The 19703-nt window shown below is 41.9% G+C and carries 22 protein-coding genes and 2 other annotated features; of the genes, 2 read left to right on the top strand and 20 right to left on the bottom strand.

All coding sequences use genetic code 11. The features are described 5' to 3' along the window. Positions 1-42: 42 nt before the first annotated feature. Positions 43-259 (bottom strand) — a binding site (T-box leader). The 12 genes from N596_RS00320 to typA all read right to left on the bottom strand — a co-directional run bounded on the left by N596_RS00320 (position 250) and on the right by typA (position 12201). Beyond that, the gene (locus tag N596_RS00320; protein ID WP_023026453.1) at positions 250-1095 is read right to left on the bottom strand and encodes a DivIVA domain-containing protein; all 846 of its coding nucleotides are present in this window, start codon (positions 1093-1095) and stop codon (positions 250-252) included. (Overlaps the previous feature by 10 nt.) Before the next feature lie 9 nt (positions 1096-1104). After that, positions 1105-1893 (bottom strand): YlmH family RNA-binding protein, encoded by a 789-nt coding sequence (locus tag N596_RS00315; protein ID WP_023026452.1) that lies wholly within the window; start codon positions 1891-1893, stop codon positions 1105-1107. After that, a complete protein-coding gene (locus N596_RS00310) occupies positions 1890-2150 on the bottom strand; it encodes a YggT family protein (protein ID WP_006596781.1) in 261 nt (86 codons plus the stop codon). Before N596_RS00310 ends, N596_RS00315 begins: the two co-directional genes overlap by 4 nt. A gap of 1 nt (position 2151) precedes the next feature. Beyond that, a complete protein-coding gene (gene sepF, locus N596_RS00305) occupies positions 2152-2781 on the bottom strand; it encodes a cell division protein SepF (protein ID WP_023026451.1) in 630 nt (209 codons plus the stop codon). Between the two features lie 9 nt (positions 2782-2790). Further along, a complete protein-coding gene (locus N596_RS00300) occupies positions 2791-3459 on the bottom strand; it encodes a YggS family pyridoxal phosphate-dependent enzyme (RefSeq protein ID WP_023026450.1) in 669 nt (222 codons plus the stop codon). Between the two features lie 2 nt (positions 3460-3461). Continuing rightward, positions 3462-4739: a cell division protein FtsZ gene (gene ftsZ / locus N596_RS00295; RefSeq protein WP_023022471.1), complete on the bottom strand. Its 1278-nt coding sequence runs from the start codon at positions 4737-4739 to the stop codon at positions 3462-3464. Positions 4740-4754: 15 nt separating this feature from the next. Then, the gene (gene ftsA / locus N596_RS00290) at positions 4755-6107 is read right to left on the bottom strand and encodes a cell division protein FtsA (RefSeq protein WP_023026449.1); all 1353 of its coding nucleotides are present in this window, start codon (positions 6105-6107) and stop codon (positions 4755-4757) included. A gap of 140 nt (positions 6108-6247) precedes the next feature. Further along, complete coding sequence (locus N596_RS00285) at positions 6248-7465, bottom strand: cell division protein FtsQ/DivIB (protein ID WP_023026448.1); 1218 nt, start codon at positions 7463-7465, stop codon at positions 6248-6250. Further along, positions 7462-8532, bottom strand: coding sequence for a UDP-N-acetylglucosamine--N-acetylmuramyl-(pentapeptide) pyrophosphoryl-undecaprenol N-acetylglucosamine transferase (locus tag N596_RS00280; protein WP_023022463.1), 1071 nt, complete (start codon positions 8530-8532; stop codon positions 7462-7464). The genes N596_RS00285 and N596_RS00280 overlap by 4 nt, the downstream gene beginning before the upstream one ends. Position 8533: 1 nt before the next feature. Beyond that, the gene (gene murD, locus N596_RS00275; protein WP_023022461.1) at positions 8534-9886 is read right to left on the bottom strand and encodes a UDP-N-acetylmuramoyl-L-alanine--D-glutamate ligase; all 1353 of its coding nucleotides are present in this window, start codon (positions 9884-9886) and stop codon (positions 8534-8536) included. A gap of 178 nt (positions 9887-10064) precedes the next feature. Continuing rightward, the gene (locus tag N596_RS00265; protein WP_023026447.1) at positions 10065-10331 is read right to left on the bottom strand and encodes a DUF3165 family protein; all 267 of its coding nucleotides are present in this window, start codon (positions 10329-10331) and stop codon (positions 10065-10067) included. Between the two features lie 22 nt (positions 10332-10353). Next, on the bottom strand, positions 10354-12201 hold the full coding sequence (gene typA / locus N596_RS00260) for a translational GTPase TypA (protein WP_023022455.1): 1848 nt from the start codon (positions 12199-12201) through the stop codon (positions 10354-10356). A 238-nt stretch (positions 12202-12439) separates the two neighbouring features. On the opposite strand from typA, the gene N596_RS00255 reads away from it, so the two are divergent. Continuing rightward, the gene (locus N596_RS00255; protein WP_023022453.1) at positions 12440-13165 is read left to right on the top strand and encodes a 16S rRNA pseudouridine(516) synthase; all 726 of its coding nucleotides are present in this window, start codon (positions 12440-12442) and stop codon (positions 13163-13165) included. Between the two features lie 192 nt (positions 13166-13357). Here N596_RS00255 and N596_RS00250 read toward each other — a convergent pair whose 3' ends face one another. The 4 genes from N596_RS00250 to N596_RS00235 all read right to left on the bottom strand — a co-directional run bounded on the left by N596_RS00250 (position 13358) and on the right by N596_RS00235 (position 14919). Then, positions 13358-13591, bottom strand: coding sequence for a hypothetical protein (locus N596_RS00250; protein ID WP_023022451.1), 234 nt, complete (start codon positions 13589-13591; stop codon positions 13358-13360). Between the two features lie 75 nt (positions 13592-13666). Continuing rightward, positions 13667-14011 (bottom strand): rhodanese-like domain-containing protein, encoded by a 345-nt coding sequence (locus N596_RS00245; RefSeq protein ID WP_042361384.1) that lies wholly within the window; start codon positions 14009-14011, stop codon positions 13667-13669. A gap of 38 nt (positions 14012-14049) precedes the next feature. After that, positions 14050-14268 carry a YqgQ family protein gene (locus N596_RS00240; RefSeq protein WP_006596794.1) on the bottom strand — a complete coding sequence of 73 codons (219 nt, stop codon included), beginning with the start codon at positions 14266-14268 and terminating at the stop codon, positions 14050-14052. Positions 14269-14391: 123 nt separating this feature from the next. Further along, positions 14392-14919, bottom strand: a complete 528-nt coding sequence (locus N596_RS00235; protein ID WP_006596795.1) for a Dps family protein — start codon at positions 14917-14919, stop codon at positions 14392-14394. Positions 14920-15072: 153 nt separating this feature from the next. Here N596_RS00235 and N596_RS00230 point away from each other — a divergent pair, with 153 nt between their 5' ends. Further along, positions 15073-15732, top strand: a complete 660-nt coding sequence (locus N596_RS00230; RefSeq protein WP_023026445.1) for a prepilin peptidase — start codon at positions 15073-15075, stop codon at positions 15730-15732. 6 nt (positions 15733-15738) lie between these two features. Here the strand turns inward: N596_RS00230 and trpB are convergent, their stop codons facing one another. From trpB to N596_RS00210, 4 genes are all read right to left on the bottom strand, one after another. Next, positions 15739-16926 carry a tryptophan synthase subunit beta gene (gene trpB / locus N596_RS00225; RefSeq protein ID WP_023026444.1) on the bottom strand — a complete coding sequence of 396 codons (1188 nt, stop codon included), beginning with the start codon at positions 16924-16926 and terminating at the stop codon, positions 15739-15741. 121 nt (positions 16927-17047) lie between these two features. Next, positions 17048-17283: a binding site (T-box leader), on the bottom strand. Positions 17284-17360: 77 nt separating this feature from the next. Beyond that, positions 17361-17894, bottom strand: coding sequence for a VanZ family protein (locus tag N596_RS00220; protein ID WP_023026443.1), 534 nt, complete (start codon positions 17892-17894; stop codon positions 17361-17363). Then, positions 17872-18960, bottom strand: coding sequence for a dual-specificity RNA methyltransferase RlmN (rlmN, locus tag N596_RS00215; protein ID WP_023022438.1), 1089 nt, complete (start codon positions 18958-18960; stop codon positions 17872-17874). The genes N596_RS00220 and rlmN overlap by 23 nt, the downstream gene beginning before the upstream one ends. A gap of 18 nt (positions 18961-18978) precedes the next feature. Then, positions 18979-19557: a YutD family protein gene (locus N596_RS00210; protein ID WP_023026442.1), complete on the bottom strand. Its 579-nt coding sequence runs from the start codon at positions 19555-19557 to the stop codon at positions 18979-18981. Positions 19558-19703 lie beyond the last annotated feature (146 nt).

The following is a 19703-nucleotide window of genomic DNA, read 5'->3' as shown; positions in this document are numbered from 1 at the left end:
TATAAAAAATTATGATACAAAATAAAAGACCACGACCTCGCCAAAAAGGACGACAAGTCGTGGTACCACCTTCATTCAAGAAAGAGACTAGTCTCTTTCTCCTCTTTTGTCGCTAACGCTGACCAGCGTTAGTGGTTACTCAGTTCACCACTAAGATTTGTAAAAGGATCTACCTTAACAAAGGGAGTACAGGTCTTCCACCATCACCTGCTCGCTAAAACTATTTGATAAGGTCACTGTTTTTACAGATTATAAAATTGAAACAGTTTCCCGTTGTTCTTCCCCTTCTGGAGCGTCGATATCATCAACTTCAGGAGTTTCTACAACAATTTCCTCAATAGAATCTTGAACTACTTGATTTTTTTCTGCTTCTTCCAAAGCTTCTTGAACCTTTTCATTCAATCCTTCAAAAGCTTGAGTCGCAGACAATTCACGGTTTACAGCTTCAATATGTTTTTGCAATTCTTCAATTTCAGCACGTGAGAATTGACGAGTTAAATCAATTGCTTCATCATCGTAGTTATGATGAACCGTTTCTTCCAAAGCTTTTTCGACTACTTCACGGAAAGCCTCATCACTTGTTTGAATATACATAGCAGTTGGGCGAAGAATTTCATCCCATTCTGGTGTATCAATGATGCTCAATTGACTTTCAATAGTTGATTTCAAACGTTGGTGGAAGACACGTGTCTTATTCTTCAATTCTTCCGTTTCTACTGCAACTTTCTTGGCATTGTCTGTAGCATGACGGAGAATCTCATTCGCTTTCGCTTTTGCTTCTTCGACTAAGTGGTGAGCATCTTGCTCAGCTTGACGAATAATCGTTTCTGAACGCTCATTTGCCGCGTGCTTCACACGTTCCGCAGTATCTTGAGCGATCAATACTGATTGACTCAAAGAGTCTTTCATTTCATCAAAGTAATTCAAGCGTTCTTCCAACGCACTAATTTTTGTTTCCAATTCATGTTTTTCACGAACTAATTTTTCATAGTCTCGGTAGACCATGTCTTGAAACTCTTCAACTTCTTTAGCATCGTAGCCTCTAAATTTTACATAAAAGCGTTTATCTTTGATTTCTAAAGCTGTAAGTGCCATAGTTACTCCTTATTTTCTACTGGAAAATACTTCAACTGTTATTTTGTATTTCCCGCTTTTTGATTGGCCGTTTTCTGATAGAAATTTAAAGCGGCCATATTTTCGAACACTAATTAAATCTGCTACTTGAATCATCCGACTAGGATTATCAATTGGCGCATAGTTTACCTTTACTTGGCCAGACTGAATCAATTGAACAGCAACAGACCGAGCAAGCTTAAAAGTCGAGGCTACTAGCTTATCAAGTCGTACACTAGTAACCAATAGGTCTTTGATCTTGGATGGTTCTTCTACAAAAATCCTGTCTCGACAGTCGATCTCACGAATCTTCACAGAGGCTTTTGCAATTTTTCTAAGATTCTCTTTGAAGTAGGAAGAGAAACGTGCATCCACATAAATATGAATTTTCCCCTGCCCAACCACGATATCTCCAAAAGACTTTCTTTCCAAGCCTAGCTGATGGAGAAGCGAGCCCAAAACTTGAGAATGACTTAATCGATAGAATTTTTCCGGATAGAGAACTTCTAATAAGGAAATCTCAAAATCAGATGCATCCAACACATAGTAGCTAGGAGCAAGAATCACCCGTGCATATTCTGTGGGATAAATTTCTGAACTTGAGAATACCTGCAAACCGTGGTGGGCACCAATTTGTCGTAAAATATCAACCTGATGTGGATTTAAAAAAGAAGTCAGTTCAAAACTATACTGTTGCTCTACCCGAGCCACTAATTCTAGGACTCGATCGATAAATACGTGATCTTCTTGACTATAGTGTTGATAAAATCCCTTGGTCATATAAATTGTACCAAAAATTGAAGGACAAATCGTTCCACTACGGACAGAGCGAGCAAGGCAAACATGACCGTAAAGTCTAACCCACCAAATTGCAAAGGAATCTTTCTAAATAGGCTCAAAAATGGTTCGACGATCCGTTGAACCATTTTAGCTAAAGCCGATTCTGATGCATTTGGAAACCAACTAAGCAAAGCATAGATGATTAATACTAGCTCAAAAACCTGAAAGAAATTTCTAACTAATTGTAGGACAAACATATTAACGATTTCGTTTCATATCAAAGTCATATTCAGCAATTTCGACATCATTTGGAAGGCGAATATCTTCAATATTCACAACGACATTGATTGGTGTTAGTAAGTACATAGTACTTGCAACACGACGTAGATTCCCGGCTAATACATAGCGAGCACCATCCAAATAATCCAAACATCTTCTCGCCTGAACTTCAGTCATGTATTGGAAGTCAATGAGAATACTTTCGTTTGCCAACAACAAGTCAACAATTTCAGTTGCTTCTTCGTATTTACGAGGATAGCGGACATCAATTGTAATCTTTTCATCTGCAGCAGAACGATTTCTTGCCAACTCTTGTTGACGTTGATGAAGTCGAGTAATATTTTCAGAAGATGATTTTTGAGATGAAGCTGATTCAACCACTGCTGTAGAAGCTACTTGTGGACGACTTGCTGCAACAGGAGTAGGTTTCTGCTCCTTGGCAGCTACCACAGCTTTTGGACGTGGTTTTGATGATGGTTGTACTGGTTTAGGGGATGATACAGGTTGGCTAGCACCGACTGCTTGAGCAGGCGCTTCTTGCACATCGTACTCATCTCCATCTTCAGTAAAATAATCAATCAATCGATCAAATCTATCTTTAAATGACATAATTCTTTCCTATTTGAAAAATGAGGTCCCAATTCGCACAAAAGTCGCACCGTTAGCAATTGCTACATCATAATCACGACTCATTCCCATGCTTAACTCTGTAAAGGGCATATTTTTCAACTGTTTCTTTTGTAATTCTTTTTGAAGTTGGTGAGTTGCTGCAAATATGGCTTGCAACTCGTCCTGACTTGCCTCAAAAGGAGCCATCGTCATTAAGCCAACAATTTGTAAATTATCCAAGTTTTCCATTTCTGGAAGAAGAGCATCGAGCTCTTCCGGAGCAAATCCATGCTTGCTTTCTTCTCCAGAGATATTAACTTGTATAAAACATTTAATTGGGTGACTCGCCCTTTTTTGAATTTCTTGGGCAAGCTTCATAGAATCTAAAGCATGGAAGTAATCTACATAATTGATAACTTCTTTTACTTTACGACGTTGGAGACTACCGATCAAATGCCAGGTAAGTCCCTCATCTTTTAGAGCTTGGTATTTTTCTAGAAATTTATCAACACGGTTTTCACCGATATGACGGACTCCTGTATCTACCAGAACCTTAGCTTGGTCGATACCGACATACTTAGTAACAGCAATTACATTCACCTGATCAGTGCGGTTTGCTGTTTCCATTGCTTGTGCAACCTGCGAGAATATACGCTCTTTATTTTCAATCAGATTCATTCTTAACGATTACGGAAAAATGGTGGTGTTTCCAACTCATCATCTTCTGAAGAAGAATCCACATAGCGCTCAACTTGACGACCAGTGCTAGTATCAGACTGACGTACAATGTTTTCACGACGAATGTCCCAATCTCCAAACGCAGATCCACGAGGTTTTTCTTGTTTAGCACGTGATTGAGGAGTAGGCATGTCGATTTCTTCCTTCAAATCGAATTCGCGATCAAATTGTGGAGTTTGTGGACGTTGTTCACGTGGTCCAGTTTGATAATAACGTGCTGAACTTGGTGCATGAGATGCAATTCCACTAACTCTTTCAACTTTGTCCTGACGAACACCAGTTGCGACAACCGTTACGCGAATCTCATCTTTCATTGATTCATCAATAGATGTACCGAGCCAAATGTTTACGCCATGACCAGCTGCTTGGTTAACAATTTCAGAAGCTTCTTCTGCTTCAATCAAGGTCATATCCAAACCACCAGTAACGTTGACGATCACATCTTCCGCACCGTCAATGGTTGTTTCAAGGAGTGGTGAGTAGATGGCTTTACGAGCAGCTTCAATCACACGCTCTTCACCATTACCAACACCGATACCCATCAAGGCATTTCCTTTGTTTTCCATAACAGTCTTCACGTCAGCGAAGTCAAGGTTAATCAATCCTGGGCTTGTAATCAAGTCAGTGATCCCTTGAACCCCTTGGCGAAGGACATTATCTGCTTCACTCAATGCTTCAAGAAGTGGTGTTTTCTTATCTACAATTTCTAACAAGTTGTTGTTAGAAATAATCAACAAAGTATCCACATGCTCGCGAAGCTCATTGATTCCTTCGATCGCATAGTTGCTACGTTTGGTTCCTTCAAATCCGAAAGGACGAGTCACAACGGCTACTGTCAAAGCACCAACGGCTTTAGCAATACGAGCGATAACTGGTGCAGCACCTGTACCAGATCCTCCACCCATTCCTGCTGTGATGAAGACCATGTCTGCACCTTGCAAAGCCTCGGTCAATACTTCTTCACTTTCTTCTGCGGCTTTACGACCAACCTCAGGTTGACCTCCAGCACCCAAACCACGAGTCAACTTAGGACCCAATTGGATAACTGTTTCTGCTTTTGCACTTGAAAGTGCTTGTACGTCTGTGTTTGCTGCGATGAATTCTACACCAGCAACTCCTTCGTCAATCATACGGTTGATGGCATTACCGCCACCGCCACCGACACCGATTACTTTAATAACTGCACCTTGTGCCGCTGCTGTGTCAAATGAAAATGTCATAAATACTTACACTCCTTAATCAAACATATTACCGATTAAATTCTTCATTCGGTCTGTAAAGGTAGTTTTTTCTTCTTGTTTTTGTTCTTCAACTGGATGTTGTTGCTCGACGTTTACTACAGGTTCAATTTCGTCCGGTACATAAGCTGGAACTACTGGTTGCTGTGTTGGGCGTTCGAACTGAATTGGTTGCTGACGAAGACGTTGGTCCCCATGTACAGCAGCCTGAGCAAGAATATCTACATCTGTTAGATTTCCTGCATATTCAGACAAGCTAATCACGTGGGCAAAAGCTGGATTGCGGATACCAATTTGATTTGGAACGTACAATTTCACATTTACACCAAAGACTTCTTGTGCCAACTCTTCAATACCAGGGAGAATAGCGCCACCACCGATGATGACAATTCCTCCAGGCAAATCAAGCAAATGTCTTCTTTCAAGATCTTGTTTGATTTGGTCGAAGATGTGTTTAATCCGAGCTGAAATAATTTCTGCCAAATATTTTTCAGATACTTGAACAGGTTCTACTTCACCAATCACTTCAACATGGAAGACTTCATCACCAACTGCAGGAACATAAGCTGCTCCATAGTTGAACTTCAAACTTTCTGCTAATTTTTGAGAAGTTTTCAATACTTTAGAAATATCCTTAGTAACGTAGTCGCCACCTTCTTGATAGATATTTGTAAATTGAAGTTCTTGATTACGAACAGAAGCTACTGTCGTTTGTCCTCCACCTAAATCAATGACAGTCGCACCAAACTCACGTTCTCCTTCGTTTAATACAGACTTAATCATTGCAAGCGGTGAAATAATGATGTTTTCAACTTGTAAACCAGCACGTTCAACTGTTTTCCGTAAATTATGGAGGACAGTTCTTGGACCAGTATACAAGAGTCCACGCATTTCCAAACGAATCCCCATCATACCACGTGGGTCACGAATTCCTTGGAAACCATCGACTGTGAATTCTTCTGGAATAAAGGTAATGACTTCACGGTCAGGCGTCATACTCTTCGTCAAAGCAGACCTTACAACATTTTCCACGTCTGCATCCGTAATTTCTTTTGAATCACTGGTTACAGGAATCATTCCTTGAGTTGCTTCAATTTGAAGAAGGTTCGCTGGCAATCCAACGTTGACAAGATTGATTGAAATTCCTGCTTTTTCTTCTGCCTGACTTACTGCATTTTTAATCGCATTCGAAGCAGCCTCAATATCAACAATAATTCCATCTTTGACGCCAGCACTTTTCGCATTGCTGACTCCAATTACATTCATTTCTCCATTGACATGTTCTGCCACCAATACTTTTATTGAACTAGTACCGATATCTAAACCTGTAAAAAAGCCGTTTCTAGCCATTACACCAGTCCTCTCTCTTTTGTTTTCCTATACGTCAGTTAATAGCTCCATTTAGTTAGAACTATCCAAATTTTATTATAACACAAATATGCCCATAGTGGGCATATTTTCTTCATTTATTTCAGATAATTTATGAGGGCTTACTCAGCGGGAACTTCTTCGTGTTGCTCGGTTACGACTGCACTCTCATCAGAATCTGTCGAGTTGGCGTCCGCTTCCTCCGTTTTGTTCCCTTCCCCTTGCTCTTCTTCTTTCTTTTCCTGAGCTAAAGTAGCCATTGTTTCTGCATTATAACTGTATATACCCGCTTCCATGTCAATGACACTGTCATCTTCAATCAGTTTACGAATCTTATCGTAATAAGGCAATTTACGCTTGATCTGAGATACAGGCACTAAAACCTTGGTGCCATCCTTCATGGTTAGCGTCACCAAATCCTTAGTCACCTTGCTCGGTGTCAAGTCCACTGACTCAATTTTATCTCGTACAGTAGATGGTATTTTCCCCAGTTGTTTGACAAATTGTCGGACCAATTCTCGATCAGAAAAACGAACGCTTAGGTAAGACTTGGGAAGCTGATCCGTAGCAACCGGTGTCTCCACGACTTCTCCATTCTCTAAAATGGGATAGTGGTCTTCCTCATTCACATAGTAACCAAAAACCTGGTATTCCTCAACCTGAACCTTAAAAGTCGTAGGGAAAGCATAGGTCATTGATATATCCTTGACCCAGGGACTCGCCGCCTTCATATTAGCAAGATAACGATCCCGATTTAAGAAAGTTGTCAAGGTATAATCCCGATCTTGGATACGACTTTTTTCGAACAACAGGGTCTGATCCGTATTTTTATTCCCTGAAAATTCGATCACTTTTTGCTTCGCTAGGGGCGTTAAAAGATAGGTAGAAAAGAGAGCAATCAGGGTACTGATAACCAAAACTGGAATAGCTCTGTAGATGTGACGTCTCGCAATTTGGCCTTCCTTTTTAGCCTCCTTCGCTAGTACCTCTTCTTCGAACATAGCTTCTGAAGCTTCTGTTAGGTAGATGATTTTTTCTTCTTCAGACTCTTCTTCTATTTCTTCAGGAAGAGTTTCTTGCAATTCCTCCTCAGCTACATTGGCCACATTCTCATCTTCCTCTTCATCTATAGTCTCGGCATCTTGCTCTACGGCATCTAGATCTTCAGAGGGAGTTTTTTGATTCAGAAGTTCCTGTCTTTCCTTCTCTTCTTGTGCTTTCTTTTCTTTTTCTTCTTGCTCTTCTAATTGTTTTTTCTTTTGATACTCCTGGTTTCGTCTCTGCCACTCAGAGAGCTTAGTGACTTCCTTAGGAGTTTTTTGGTTCTTCTTATCCGTCATTTTTTCCTTTTATTAATTTCTTGATGGACCAGACTGTAAAATTCATCCAAGGAAAGCAGCTCATTCGAAGACTTCATCGCTTGATGATAGCTTTCTGCCCCTTGGAACATTTTATCCATCGTATTTTGCAAACGATCCATGCTCAATTCTGGTTCAGCGATGGTTTCTGCATAACCTTTCTCAACGAAATATTGAGCGTTTTCGATCTGATCTCCCCGACTAGCTTCTTTTCCTAGAGGAACGATGATATGTAGCTTATTCATGGCTAAGAGTTCAAAAATCGTATTGGCACCGCCACGAGTCACCACTAGGTCTGCCTTTTGGAGCAATGGAAGATAGTGATCCGTCACGTAATCCACGCGATAAAGATGAGGAGCTTGCTCATTTAAAGAGGAGTCCCCTGTCAAATTAATGACATTGTAGCTTGCCAACAAGGCTTCTCGATTATTTGTAACAAACTCATTGAACACTCGTGCACCAGCAGAGCCCCCCACAAAGAGAAGGGTTGGCAACTGTGGATCAAATTGAGCAAATACTGCTTCTAATTCTACTGGGGTTGGAACTTGCCCCTGATGAACCTTGGTCACAGCTCCTACATGTTGGGCTTTGACTAGGCTTTTCGGTTGCTCAAAGGTCGTGAACATTTTCGTCGCAAACTTATAAGCAATTTTATTGGCCAAGCCCATGGAACGGTCTGATTCGTGTACCAATACAGGAACGAAACAAAGTCGTGCAGCCACTACCGGAGGAACCGAAACGAAGCCTCCTTTAGAAAACAAGACCTGTGGCCGTACACACAGCATGATCCAAATCGATTGGAGAATCCCCCAGAAGACCTTGAAGATATCCAACATGTTTTGCCAAGAGAAATAACGGCGTAGCTTACCCGTCGCAATCGAGTGGAATTGAATGTCCAAGCCAGATTTCAAAATCTCTTGGTGTTCAATCCCTTTCTTGTCTCCAATATAATGAACTTCCCAACCGTCCTCGATAAAGCGAGGGATAAGGAGAAGGTTCAAGGTGACGTGGCCAACTGTACCTCCCCCTGTGAATACTATTTTTTTCATATTATTTTTTCAACTCTTCTACTGTTTTAAGGAATTCATCGCCCCGCACTTCAAAATTCGCATACATGTCCCAGCTGGCATTGGCTGGACTAAGCAAGACAATATCGCCTGCATCAGCGAATTCAAAGGCTTTGCGCGTTGCGTCTGCCACATCCGTCGCATCTAGATAGGCCACACCTGCTTGATCCGCTGCCCGTTTCACCCGTTCAGCAGACTCTCCAAGGATGACCATTTTTTTAAGACCGGTAATATCTGGCACCAATTCATCAAATTCATTGCCTCGGTCCAAGCCACCAGCGATTAAGATGACATGAGCGTTATCAAATCCAGACAAGGCTTTTTGGGTTGCTAAGATATTGGTAGACTTACTATCATTGTAGAATTTCACCCCTTCAATTTCAGCCACATACTGCAAGCGGTGCTTCACCCCGCCAAAGGCTGATAAGGTTTCTTGGATCGTTTGATTGTCAATGCCACGAAGTTTGGCCACTGCAATGGTAGCTAAAGCATTTTCTACATTGTGACTACCTGGTACTCCGATTTGATCTGCTCGCATAACGGCTTCACCTCGGAAGTAAAGGACACCATCCTCTAAATAAGCTCCGTCCACCTTTTTTTGAGTTGAAAATGGCACCACAGTAGCCTGCGTTTGCTTAGCCAAATCTTTAGCGAGATCTTGGTTAAAGTTCAGTACCACAAAATCCTTGGCAGTCATATTCTTTTGAATAGCCCATTTTGCAGCTACATAACCTTCGAAGGATCCATGATAATCCAAGTGGGTTGGCATGAGATTAGTAATCACTGCGATTTCTGGATGGAAGGCTTCAATTCCCATCAATTGGAAAGAAGATAATTCCATCACCAATGTGTCTTTAGCTGTCGCTGTTTGAGCGACTTGACTAGCTGGAAAACCAATATTCCCAGACAAAAGACCATTTTGTCCAGCGGCAGTTAACACTTCCCCAATCATGGTAGTGGTGGTTGTCTTTCCATTTGAACCAGTGATGCCGATGATCGGCGCTTCTGAAATGAGGTAAGCCAATTCAACCTCAGTCAAAACAGGGATGCCTTTTTCAAGGGCCCGTTGGACCATGGGATTCGTGTATGGAATTCCAGGATTCTTCACCATCACCGCAAAGTCTTCATCCAAGAGTTCCAGAGGATGTCCTCCTGTCACGACTTTGATTCCTTCTTCCAGCAAACTCTGGGCTGCAGGATTTTCTTCAAAGGCTTTTCCATCATTCACCGTTACGATGGCTCCTAAGCGATCTAGTAAACGTGCTGCAGATTCTCCGGATTTCGCCAATCCTAAAACAAGGACTTTTTTATTTTTAAATGTTTCAATGATGTTCATAGCTTTTTTACTCCAATTTGTTCACCTTCTATTTTACCCTTTTTTAGACAATTTAAAAAGCCTTAAGACAGCAAAAGAAGCAACACCTTACAAAAATGACCTCTTCCCCTTCTTTCATAAAAAAGTCGCCATGATTTTACATCACAACGACTCTATTTCTGGAGTAAAAATCTCCAGTTTATTCTGATTTATCCAAGCGTTTAGAAGACTTGGTTGGCAACCGCGAGATATCAACAAGGGCCAGGTAGCCTACAAAAGCAAGGAAGGCACCAACAAAAAATTCTGAAGGTAATTGGAAGATTTGGAAAATTGCTAAGCAAAGCAGAATCACCAAAGAGACCAATAATACGACCAGGGTTACTACATTCAGAGTTCCTCTAATACTCTTTGGAGCTGCAAAAAGATAAAAAAGGAGGATCAAAATACCTATAATTAAATAAACCATTTTGTCACTCCTTTCTTATTTCTTATTCAGCTGCAGCTGATTTTTTCTTTTTGTTTGCTTTTTCGCGCTCTGCTTTGTTGAGGATTTGCTTACGCAAACGAATAGATTCTGGCGTTACTTCCATGTACTCATCGTCATTCAAGAACTCAAGTGATTCTTCAAGAGTCAAGATACGAGGAGTCTTGATAACCGCTGTTTGGTCCTTAGTAGCTGAACGGACATTGGTCATTTGTTTAGCCTTGGTGATGTTAACGGTCAAGTCATTTTCACGAGAGTTTTCACCGATAATCATTCCTTCGTAAACCTCAGTACCTGGGTTGACAAAGATCGTACCACGTTCTTCGATAGACATGATTGCGTAGGTTGTTGCCTTACCAGCATCGATAGAAACGAGGGCCCCACGGTGACGGCCACCAATTTCACCTGGAATCATTGGCAAGTATTGGTCAAAGGTATGGTTCATGATTCCATATCCACGTGTCATTGACAAGAACTCAGTTGAGTATCCAATCAAACCACGCGCAGGAACAAGGAAGACCAAACGAGTTTGCCCGTTTCCAGTTGCAACCATGTCCAACATTTCACCCTTACGCTCAGAAAGGCTTTGGATAACAGATCCTTGGTATTCTTCAGGTGTATCGATTTGTACGCGTTCAAACGGCTCACACTTGACACCATCAATTTCTTTGATGATCACTTCTGGACGAGATACTTGAAGTTCATAACCTTCACGGCGCATGGTTTCAATCAAGATAGACAAGTGCAATTCACCACGTCCTGAAACTGTCCATTTATCTGGTGAATCCGTTGGGTCTACACGAAGTGAAACGTCTGTTTGCAACTCAGCTTGAAGGCGCTCTTCAACCTTACGAGAAGTGACCCATTTCCCTTCACGACCGGCAAATGGTGAATTGTTAACCAAGAAGGTCATTTGAAGAGTCGGTTCGTCGATGTGAAGAACTGGCAATGCCTCAACTGCGTCTGTAGGAGTAATCGTTTCCCCAACGAAGATATCTTCCATACCTGAAACGGCAATCAAGTCACCCGCTTTGGCTTCTTGGATTTCACGACGTTCCAAACCAAAGAAACCGAAGAGTTTGGTCACACGGAAGTTCTTGGTTGTACCGTCCAATTTAGAAAGGGTAACTTGGTCACCAACTTTTACTGTCCCACGGAAGACGCGACCAATACCAATACGACCAACGAAGTCATTATAGTCCAAGAGTGACACTTGGAATTGAAGAGGCTCATCTGAGTTATCAACCGGAGCAGGGATGTGGTCAATAATGGTGTCAAAGATTGGCGCCATAGTCTTTTCTTGATCTGCTGGATCATCAGATAATGAAGATGTTCCGTTGATAGCTGACGCATAAACGACTGGGAAGTCAAGCTGGTCATCATCCGCACCAAGCTCGATGAAGAGTTCCAAGACTTCATCTACAACTTCTGCTGGACGAGCTGATGGTTTGTCGATTTTGTTAACGACAACGATCGGCACAAGGTCTTGTTCCAAGGCTTTTTTCAATACGAAACGAGTCTGTGGCATAGTCCCTTCGTAAGCATCTACGACCAAAACAACACCGTCAACCATTTTCATGATCCGCTCAACTTCTCCACCGAAGTCCGCGTGTCCTGGCGTGTCCATGATATTAATACGAGTTCCGTTGTAGGCAACTGCTGTATTCTTCGCAAGGATGGTGATTCCACGCTCTTTTTCGATATCGTTTGAGTCCATAGCACGCTCTGCCAACTCTGTACGCGCGTCAAGAGTTTCAGATTGTTTCAATAATTCGTCAACGAGGGTTGTTTTTCCGTGGTCGACGTGGGCGATAATCGCGATATTACGGATATCTTCTCTTAATTTTGTCATGATTTCCTCTACAGTATTCAAAAATTTATTTTCTAACTGAGCAATTATACCACAATTTTAAGCAAATGGCATAACTCAGACAAGTGTAAATGTTTTCATGCTTTCTTTTGAAAATCTTCTTTCTCATTCCCACTCCTAACCACTCTATTCATGAAAATCTTTCAAGTCTTCAATCTCTTTTCTTCACCCTTTTTCCGAATACTTGTGATTCTCTTCATTTCATGCTATCCTGTTTTTTATGAGATTAGATCAATTACTGGCCCACTACCAAATTCCTCGTAAGGAAATCAAACAGAGCCTGGCTAAAAGGCAGATTCTAGTCGACGGGCTTGCTGCAACAAAATTATCCCAAAATGTCGATACAGGTCTCCAAGAGGTTCGCTGGAAAAATCGGGTCCTTACCGACTGTTCCCATCATTATTTTCTTCTCCACAAGCCCCAAGGGCTGGTGACGGCTACCAAGGATGCCCAGCATCCTACAGTGCTGGACCTCCTTCGAGCAGAAGATCGAACACCCAATACCTATCCTATCGGCCGGCTAGATCGGGATACCACCGGTCTGCTCTTACTCACAGACAATGGACCGCTAGGTTTCCAACTCCTTCACCCTCGATACCATATTGAAAAAGAATACGCAGTAACAGTTAACGGCCCTCTCGAACCCGCTCATATCGATCGTTTTCAAGAAGGGATCACTTTTTTAGATGGGACCAGGTGTAAGCCTGCCAAACTAAAAATCCTTACCTCCAGTCCCAAAGAAAGCCGAGCACTAGTCACCCTGTCTGAAGGGAAATTCCATCAGGTAAAAAAAATGTTCCTCTCAGTCGGTGTCAAGGTCACTGCTCTAAAACGAGTTCAGTTTGGGGATTTTACATTAGATTCAGAGCTAGAAGAGGGTCAATATCGCCCTTTGAACCAAGATGAATTACAGATTATTAAAAACTACTTAGAAAACAGTTGCTAAAACAAAAAAGAGGCTGGGACAAAAGTCCTAGCCTCTCAATTGTCTTTGGATTGTCGAGCAAGACGCAATGGTTGAGTGGGCTCTACTACGCTGATTTCATCAGCTTTTACAGTCCTACTCAACTGTGCGGAGGTGGGACGACGAAATCGAATTCTAACGAATGACCGATTTCTGTCCCACTCTCTTTTTTTTTTAATTAATCCCCGAAAGTTGTGAGATAAACACGAGACAGAAAATTACAGAAAGCACAATCCCTACAATAGAGAGCATTATTTCTGTCGTATAGTCTAGTCCAGACTCTTTTTGATTTAAAATAGCCGAGCCCAAACCAAAAACACCAAAAATAATACTGATCAATGGAAATATAAAGGCAACTATGATAGATATGATACCCAAAACAAATGAGGCATTGTTCTTTTCTTGCAATTTCTAGAAACTCCTTAAAATTAATATCATTTTATTATGATACATCAAGCATCTTTAGCAACATTTTCCTTGATCTTAACTAGTCTTTACCTTTCCATCCCATGAATCCAAACCGTAGGACAAGATATAGATATCTTTATAGCCTTGTTTTTTCAAGAAGAGAGCCGCATTGGTCACACGGGACCCACGACTGTTCTCATAGAGCAAGACTGGTTTATCTTTGCGAAGAGCAGACAGACTCACTTTTAACTGGTTGGAAGGAATATTCCGAGCTCCCAAAATATGCTTAGCGTGGAACTCATTTGGATCACGCAAGTCCACTAATTGGCCTTTGCGGATCAATTCTTCAAACTCTGCATTGTCCACAATTTTTGCAGCACGACGGATACGGAAGTAATTGTAGCCCATCCAGCCAAACATCCCTAAAACAATCAACCATACTAAAATATTTGTTAAACTCACTTTTCTTTTTCCTCTTCTAAATAGCGTAATTCCTGTGCGTGTTCTCTACGTAAGACGGCTTCTGCTTCTAGATAATCCAATTTTTCCATCAGCCCAGCGTCATAGATCCTTTTCAATTCAATCTTCATTAATTCGATGTCGTAAAGTCGTTTTCCGACATAAATAATGATTCCAAATTTTTTCAGAAATTGTTGAACATCGTACAGGGTTTTCATGTGCTTATTCTATCAAATCTTTCAAGTATTTTCAAGATGGCCCCTATTTTATTTACAGGAAACATCTCATCCAAACAAAAATGAGCCTCCCAAGCAAGGAAGGCTCGTTTGTTTATTTTCAGATTACAAACCTGGTGCTTGACCTAATTCAGCAGCAATCATCCAGATATGTTTTTCCAATTCAGCTTTTGCACCAACAAAGATATCGTTGGTCACGTCATCTCCTTCAGCATCTGTGATATCCAAAGCTTTTTGATAAAGACTTACCAAGTAGCGGAAGATAGAAAGGACACGTCCCAAATTTTCTTCCATAGAGCGTTCGAATGAACCTTTTTCTTCTTGGATGTTGCTGTGTTCCAAGAACTCAACCATGCTAGCGTATGGGGCACCACCCAAGGTAATCAAGCGTTCACTCACTTCATCAAGAGTCGCATCCAAGCTTTCCATGTACTCATCCATTTTTGGATGCCATACGAGGAAACCACGGCCACGCATATACCAGTGCACTTGGTGCAAGGCAATATGAGCGACATAAAGATCTGCCACTACTTGGTTGAGAACTGCTTTTGTATCAGTTAAACTCTTGCTTACTTCACTGATTGTTGCAAATGTTGCTACGTCTTTTGCTGCTTCTTTTTTAATTGTTGTCATAACTAAATTCTCCTTTTTTAGAATTATTCTAATTTAGTTATATTATAATCCTTCTAATTAAGAAATGCAAGAGAAAATGCTTAAATAAGAAAAGTTAGAAAATTGTTTCAGTTCTAATCGTTATTCGTCATCTTTTTTACGAATTATATAAGTATGATCAACTTTTATTTTTTTACAGTCGGTTCCTGTATTGCCTCCTTTTTAGGTCTCGTCATCGACCGCTTTCCAGAAAGCTCCATCATTCGTCCAAGAAGCCATTGCGACCATTGCCAACAGACCTTGAGACCTCTGGACCTGATTCCTATCCTCTCACAAGTCCTCTTTCGATTCCGTTGTCGCTACTGCCAGAGTCCGCTTCCTTATTGGTATGCTCTCTTTGAAGTCTGGTCTGGCCTCCTTTTTTTGCTGTGCTATCAGGGCCTTCTTCCTATTTCTCATCTTTTCGTTCTACTTGGTAGTTGTGTTTTGGCCATCTATGATTTGCGCTCCATGGAGTATCCACTCCTCCTCTGGCTGGTGCTCCACGCTCTTTGCCTGTTTTTCACCAGCCCTACCCTCTTGATGGGAGTCTTTCTCTTCTTAGGAGTCCTGTCAGCTGTTTACTCCATCGGCATTGGCGCAGGGGACTTTCTCTTACTGGCTACTTTTTCTTTGACCCTCTCAGCTGTCCAAGTCCTCCTCGTCATGCAAGGGGCTTCTCTCATTGGTCTCCTTGTCTTCCTCTTAAAAAAAGAAAAAGACCGGATTCCTTTTGTTCCCTGTCTTTTTCTGAGTTATCAGGCTTTACTGTTTTTTACAATTTTTAGCAGATAAGCTTTCTTATTTTGTAGCTTTTGCTTCTAGATAATCGGCAATCGCAGCTACGTCCTTATCCCCACGTCCAGAAACATTGATAATAATAATCTTATCTTTGTCCAGTTGTGGAGCACGTTTAACAGCTTCTGCAATGGCATGTGAACTTTCAATAGCTGGGAGGATTCCCTCTGTCTTACTGAGAAGAAGAAGAGCTTGAACGGCTTCATCATCTGTCGCTGCCACATATTCGACACGACCAGAATCTTTAAAGAAGGCATGTTCCGGTCCAACCCCTGGGTAGTCCAAACCGGCAGAGATCGAGTAAACTGGTGCTACTTTTCCATCTTCACCAAAAACAGCATAGGTCTTCATCCCATCGACAACACCAACAGTCCCCTTGGTCATGGTTGCTGCGTGCTGGTCTGTATCCAAGCCATGTCCAGCAGCTTCAACACCGACCAATTTGACTTCCTCATCGCTCACATATTGGGAGAAGGCACCAATAGCATTGGATCCACCACCGACACAGGCAATAACATAGTCTGGCAAACGACCTTCTTTTTCTAAGATTTGGCGCTTCGATTCTTCACTGATGACTTTTTGGAATTCATGCACAATGGTTGGGTAAGGGTGAGGGCCAACAGCAGAACCTAAGACATAAAAAGCATCCAGATCCGCCATCCATGCTCCAAAAGCAGCATCAACGGCATCTTTCAAGGTCTTGGTTCCTGTTTCAACCGCATGAACGGTTGCCCCCATCATCTCCATGCGGAAGACATTGAGACGTTGACGCTCCACGTCTTCTGCCCCCATGTAGACATCACAGGCCATACCAAACTTAGCTGCCGCAGCTGCTGTAGCCACACCATGTTGACCGGCTCCTGTTTCAGCAATCACGCGGGTTTTGCCCATGCGCTTAGCCAAGAGGATTTGCCCCAAGACGTTATTCAATTTATGCGAACCTAGGTGATTCAGGTCTTCACGTTTCAAATAAATTTTCGCCCCACCTAAATGCTCTGTCAAACTTTCCGCAAAGTAGAGCGGTGTTTCGCGTCCAGAATAATCTTTCAAATAATGTTTGTATTCTGCGATAAATTCTGGGTCATTTTTGTACTGTTCAAAGGTTTTCTCTAATTGATCGAGCAAGTTTTGAATAGGTTCTGGTACGAAAGACCCACCAAATTGTCCGAAATAGCCTTTTGTTTCTGTCATGATTGTGTCCTCTTTTCTATATCTTCAATTCTGTTTATGATCTTTTTCTCTCTCTGGTCCTTTGAGCTGCAGTCTCACAGGGTCCTTTTGAGATACAAAAAACCTCACACAGAAAAATCTGTGTGAGGACGATTCGATACCGCGGTGCCACCTCAATTGTAGGAAAACATACTTTCTCCTACATCTCTGACCTGTCTAGCAACAGGCTGCACGATAAGGTGTGCTCACCGAATTTTTATTGTTTCAAATTCATCATCATAAACGCATCAGCCCATTTCAAGATCCACCACTGCTTGTTCACAATGACCACAAGCTCCCTGGAAGTGAGAAAAATCTCTACTTTTCTGATGTCTTGAAGCTATTATAGCTTCCTACCTATCGTTTGTCAACCCAAAATTTGAAATCGTCTTCAATCGTTCGGATTTTGGACCAAACTAAGATGGCTTGTCCTTACTCATAGAAGCTTGTAGCCATTTAAAACACAGATAGGCTAGGTAGCCTCCCAGGGTATTGGTCCACAGATCATCTATCTCAAATACCCGATTGAAATCAAACAAGAGGTCTAGGACAATCTGACTGAGCTCGATCCATAAACTCATCCCTAGACTAAAGCAAAGGACGCGTTTCCGAGTGCCTAGCCAAGGCCAGAGCCAAAGCAGCTGAAAGACCAAAGGGAATAAGAGAAAGATGTTGGCTATATTTTGTACAAACACCTTGATCAGCTGGACCAGGCTGGTCACTTGAGCTAGGTTGATGAGGGAATTAAAGGGAACCAGCAATACGACTACTCGCCCAAAATGTTGGATACCAGGTGTTTCCATTCCTGGTTCAGGCCGTTGGGGGAGAAAACACATGAGACAGAGCAAGACAAAATAGAAGAAACTGCCACCTAGTAGCAGTCGTCTTCCTTTATTTGTTAATTGACCTTGTTCTATCAGCCCGTTGTTACGGTTGAACTTGTTCAACAATGGCTTTCTCCCGGTCTCTCTTCATCGTATTGGAACGCAATTGGCCACAAGCAGCATCAATATCCGTACCATGCTCTTGACGAACCACGCAGTTGACTCCGTTTTTCTTCAAGGTGTCATAAAAGGCCATCACGCGCTCTCTTGGACTCCGACTATACTGATCATGCTCACTAACTGGGTTGTAAGGAATCAAGTTTACATAAGATAACTTCTTGATCTTTTTAAGGAGTTCTGCCAATTCTAAGGCTTGTTCGACACCATCATTGACTTCATTAAGCATGATGTACTCGAAGGTTACCCGGCGGTTGGTCGTTTCAATATAGTACTCAATAGCCGCAAATAATTTCTCGATTGGGAAAGCGCGGTTGATTTTCATGATGCTGGAACGCAAGTCATTATTTGGAGCATGAAGTGATACCGCCAAGTTGACCTGAACCCCTTCATTAGCAAAATCACGAATCTTATGAGCCAAGCCAGAAGTTGAAACGGTAATGTGGCGGGCACCGATGGCCAGTCCCTTGTCATCATTGACCGTACGGACAAAGCTCAAGACATTCTTGTAGTTATCAAACGGCTCACCAATGCCCATCACAACGATGTGGCTGACGCGTTCATCTTGACCACGCTCGTCAAAGTACTTTTGAACTAGCATGATTTGGGCAACGATTTCCCCACTGTTCAAGTCGCGTTGCTTCTTGATTAAACCAGATGCACAGAAGGTACAGCCGATGTTGCACCCTACCTGAGTGGTGACACAGACTGACAAGCCATAATGTTGGCGCATCAAAACTGTCTCGATCAACATGCCATCTGGCAATTCAAAAAGGTATTTGACAGTCCCATCTGCTGATTCTTGCACGATCCGTTGTTTCAAAGGATTGATCACGAACTGATCATTCAAGGTTTCGATCAAGCTCTTAGATAGGTTGGTCATTTCTTCAAATGACTGGACGCGTTTCCGATAGAGCCATTCCCATATTTGGGTTGCTCGGAATTTCTTTTCACCATGTTCTTCTGCCCACTCAATCAGTTCTTGTCGAGTCAGGCCATAAATTGAAGGTTTCATCTTATCTCTTTTCTCTCTTTACTTTTGACGGATGACAAAGTGGCGTTCTTGCTCACCCTGTGCATCTTTTTTTCTAGACCGCTGACGGTTCTTTTTCTTTGGTTGAGAAGCCTTTTGTTTTTGCTCTTGTTCACGTTCCCGTGGCTGATTTTTGGAACGATTTCGGCGATTTTGACGACCGCCACGCTTAGCAGAACGGTTGCCCTCTTCCTGTTGTTTTGGAGAAGATTTCTTGTCAAAGGATGCTCGACGGGGTTCTGCATTTTCTAGGACAAAATAAGCACAGCCATAGCTACAGTATTCTAGTAAATAATCTTCTAGACGACTGATTTTCTCTGCATCTGTAACCGGACGATCGTCCTTATAGAAGCCACGCAGACGCAACTGTTCATTGCTCCAATCACCGACAATATAATCAAACTTGGTTAAAACCTCTGAAAAACGCTGACCAAAGACCGTCGCATCAAAGGCATCATTTTGGTTCTCAACCAGCTCAAATGTCAATTGTTCTGCTAGCACTTGATTGCCGACCAGACGAAATTCCGGTCCAGGATATTTATTATAATTAAATAATTCAGGGGATATTTCTTTGCGCATAGCCTTCCTTTATTCATACCTTTAGTTGTAACACTTTATTTTATCATAAATCCCTAGCTTTAGATAGAATTTCAACGGAAAAGAGAGATTCTGTAAAAAGTCTGACGATTTAATTTACCTCTTCTTCCTATCTCATCAGAAAAAAT

It is taken from the genome of Streptococcus ilei (genome assembly GCF_000479335.1).
GTDB lineage: Bacteria > Bacillota > Bacilli > Lactobacillales > Streptococcaceae > Streptococcus > Streptococcus ilei.
This window is presented reverse-complemented; position numbering and strand designations above follow the sequence as displayed.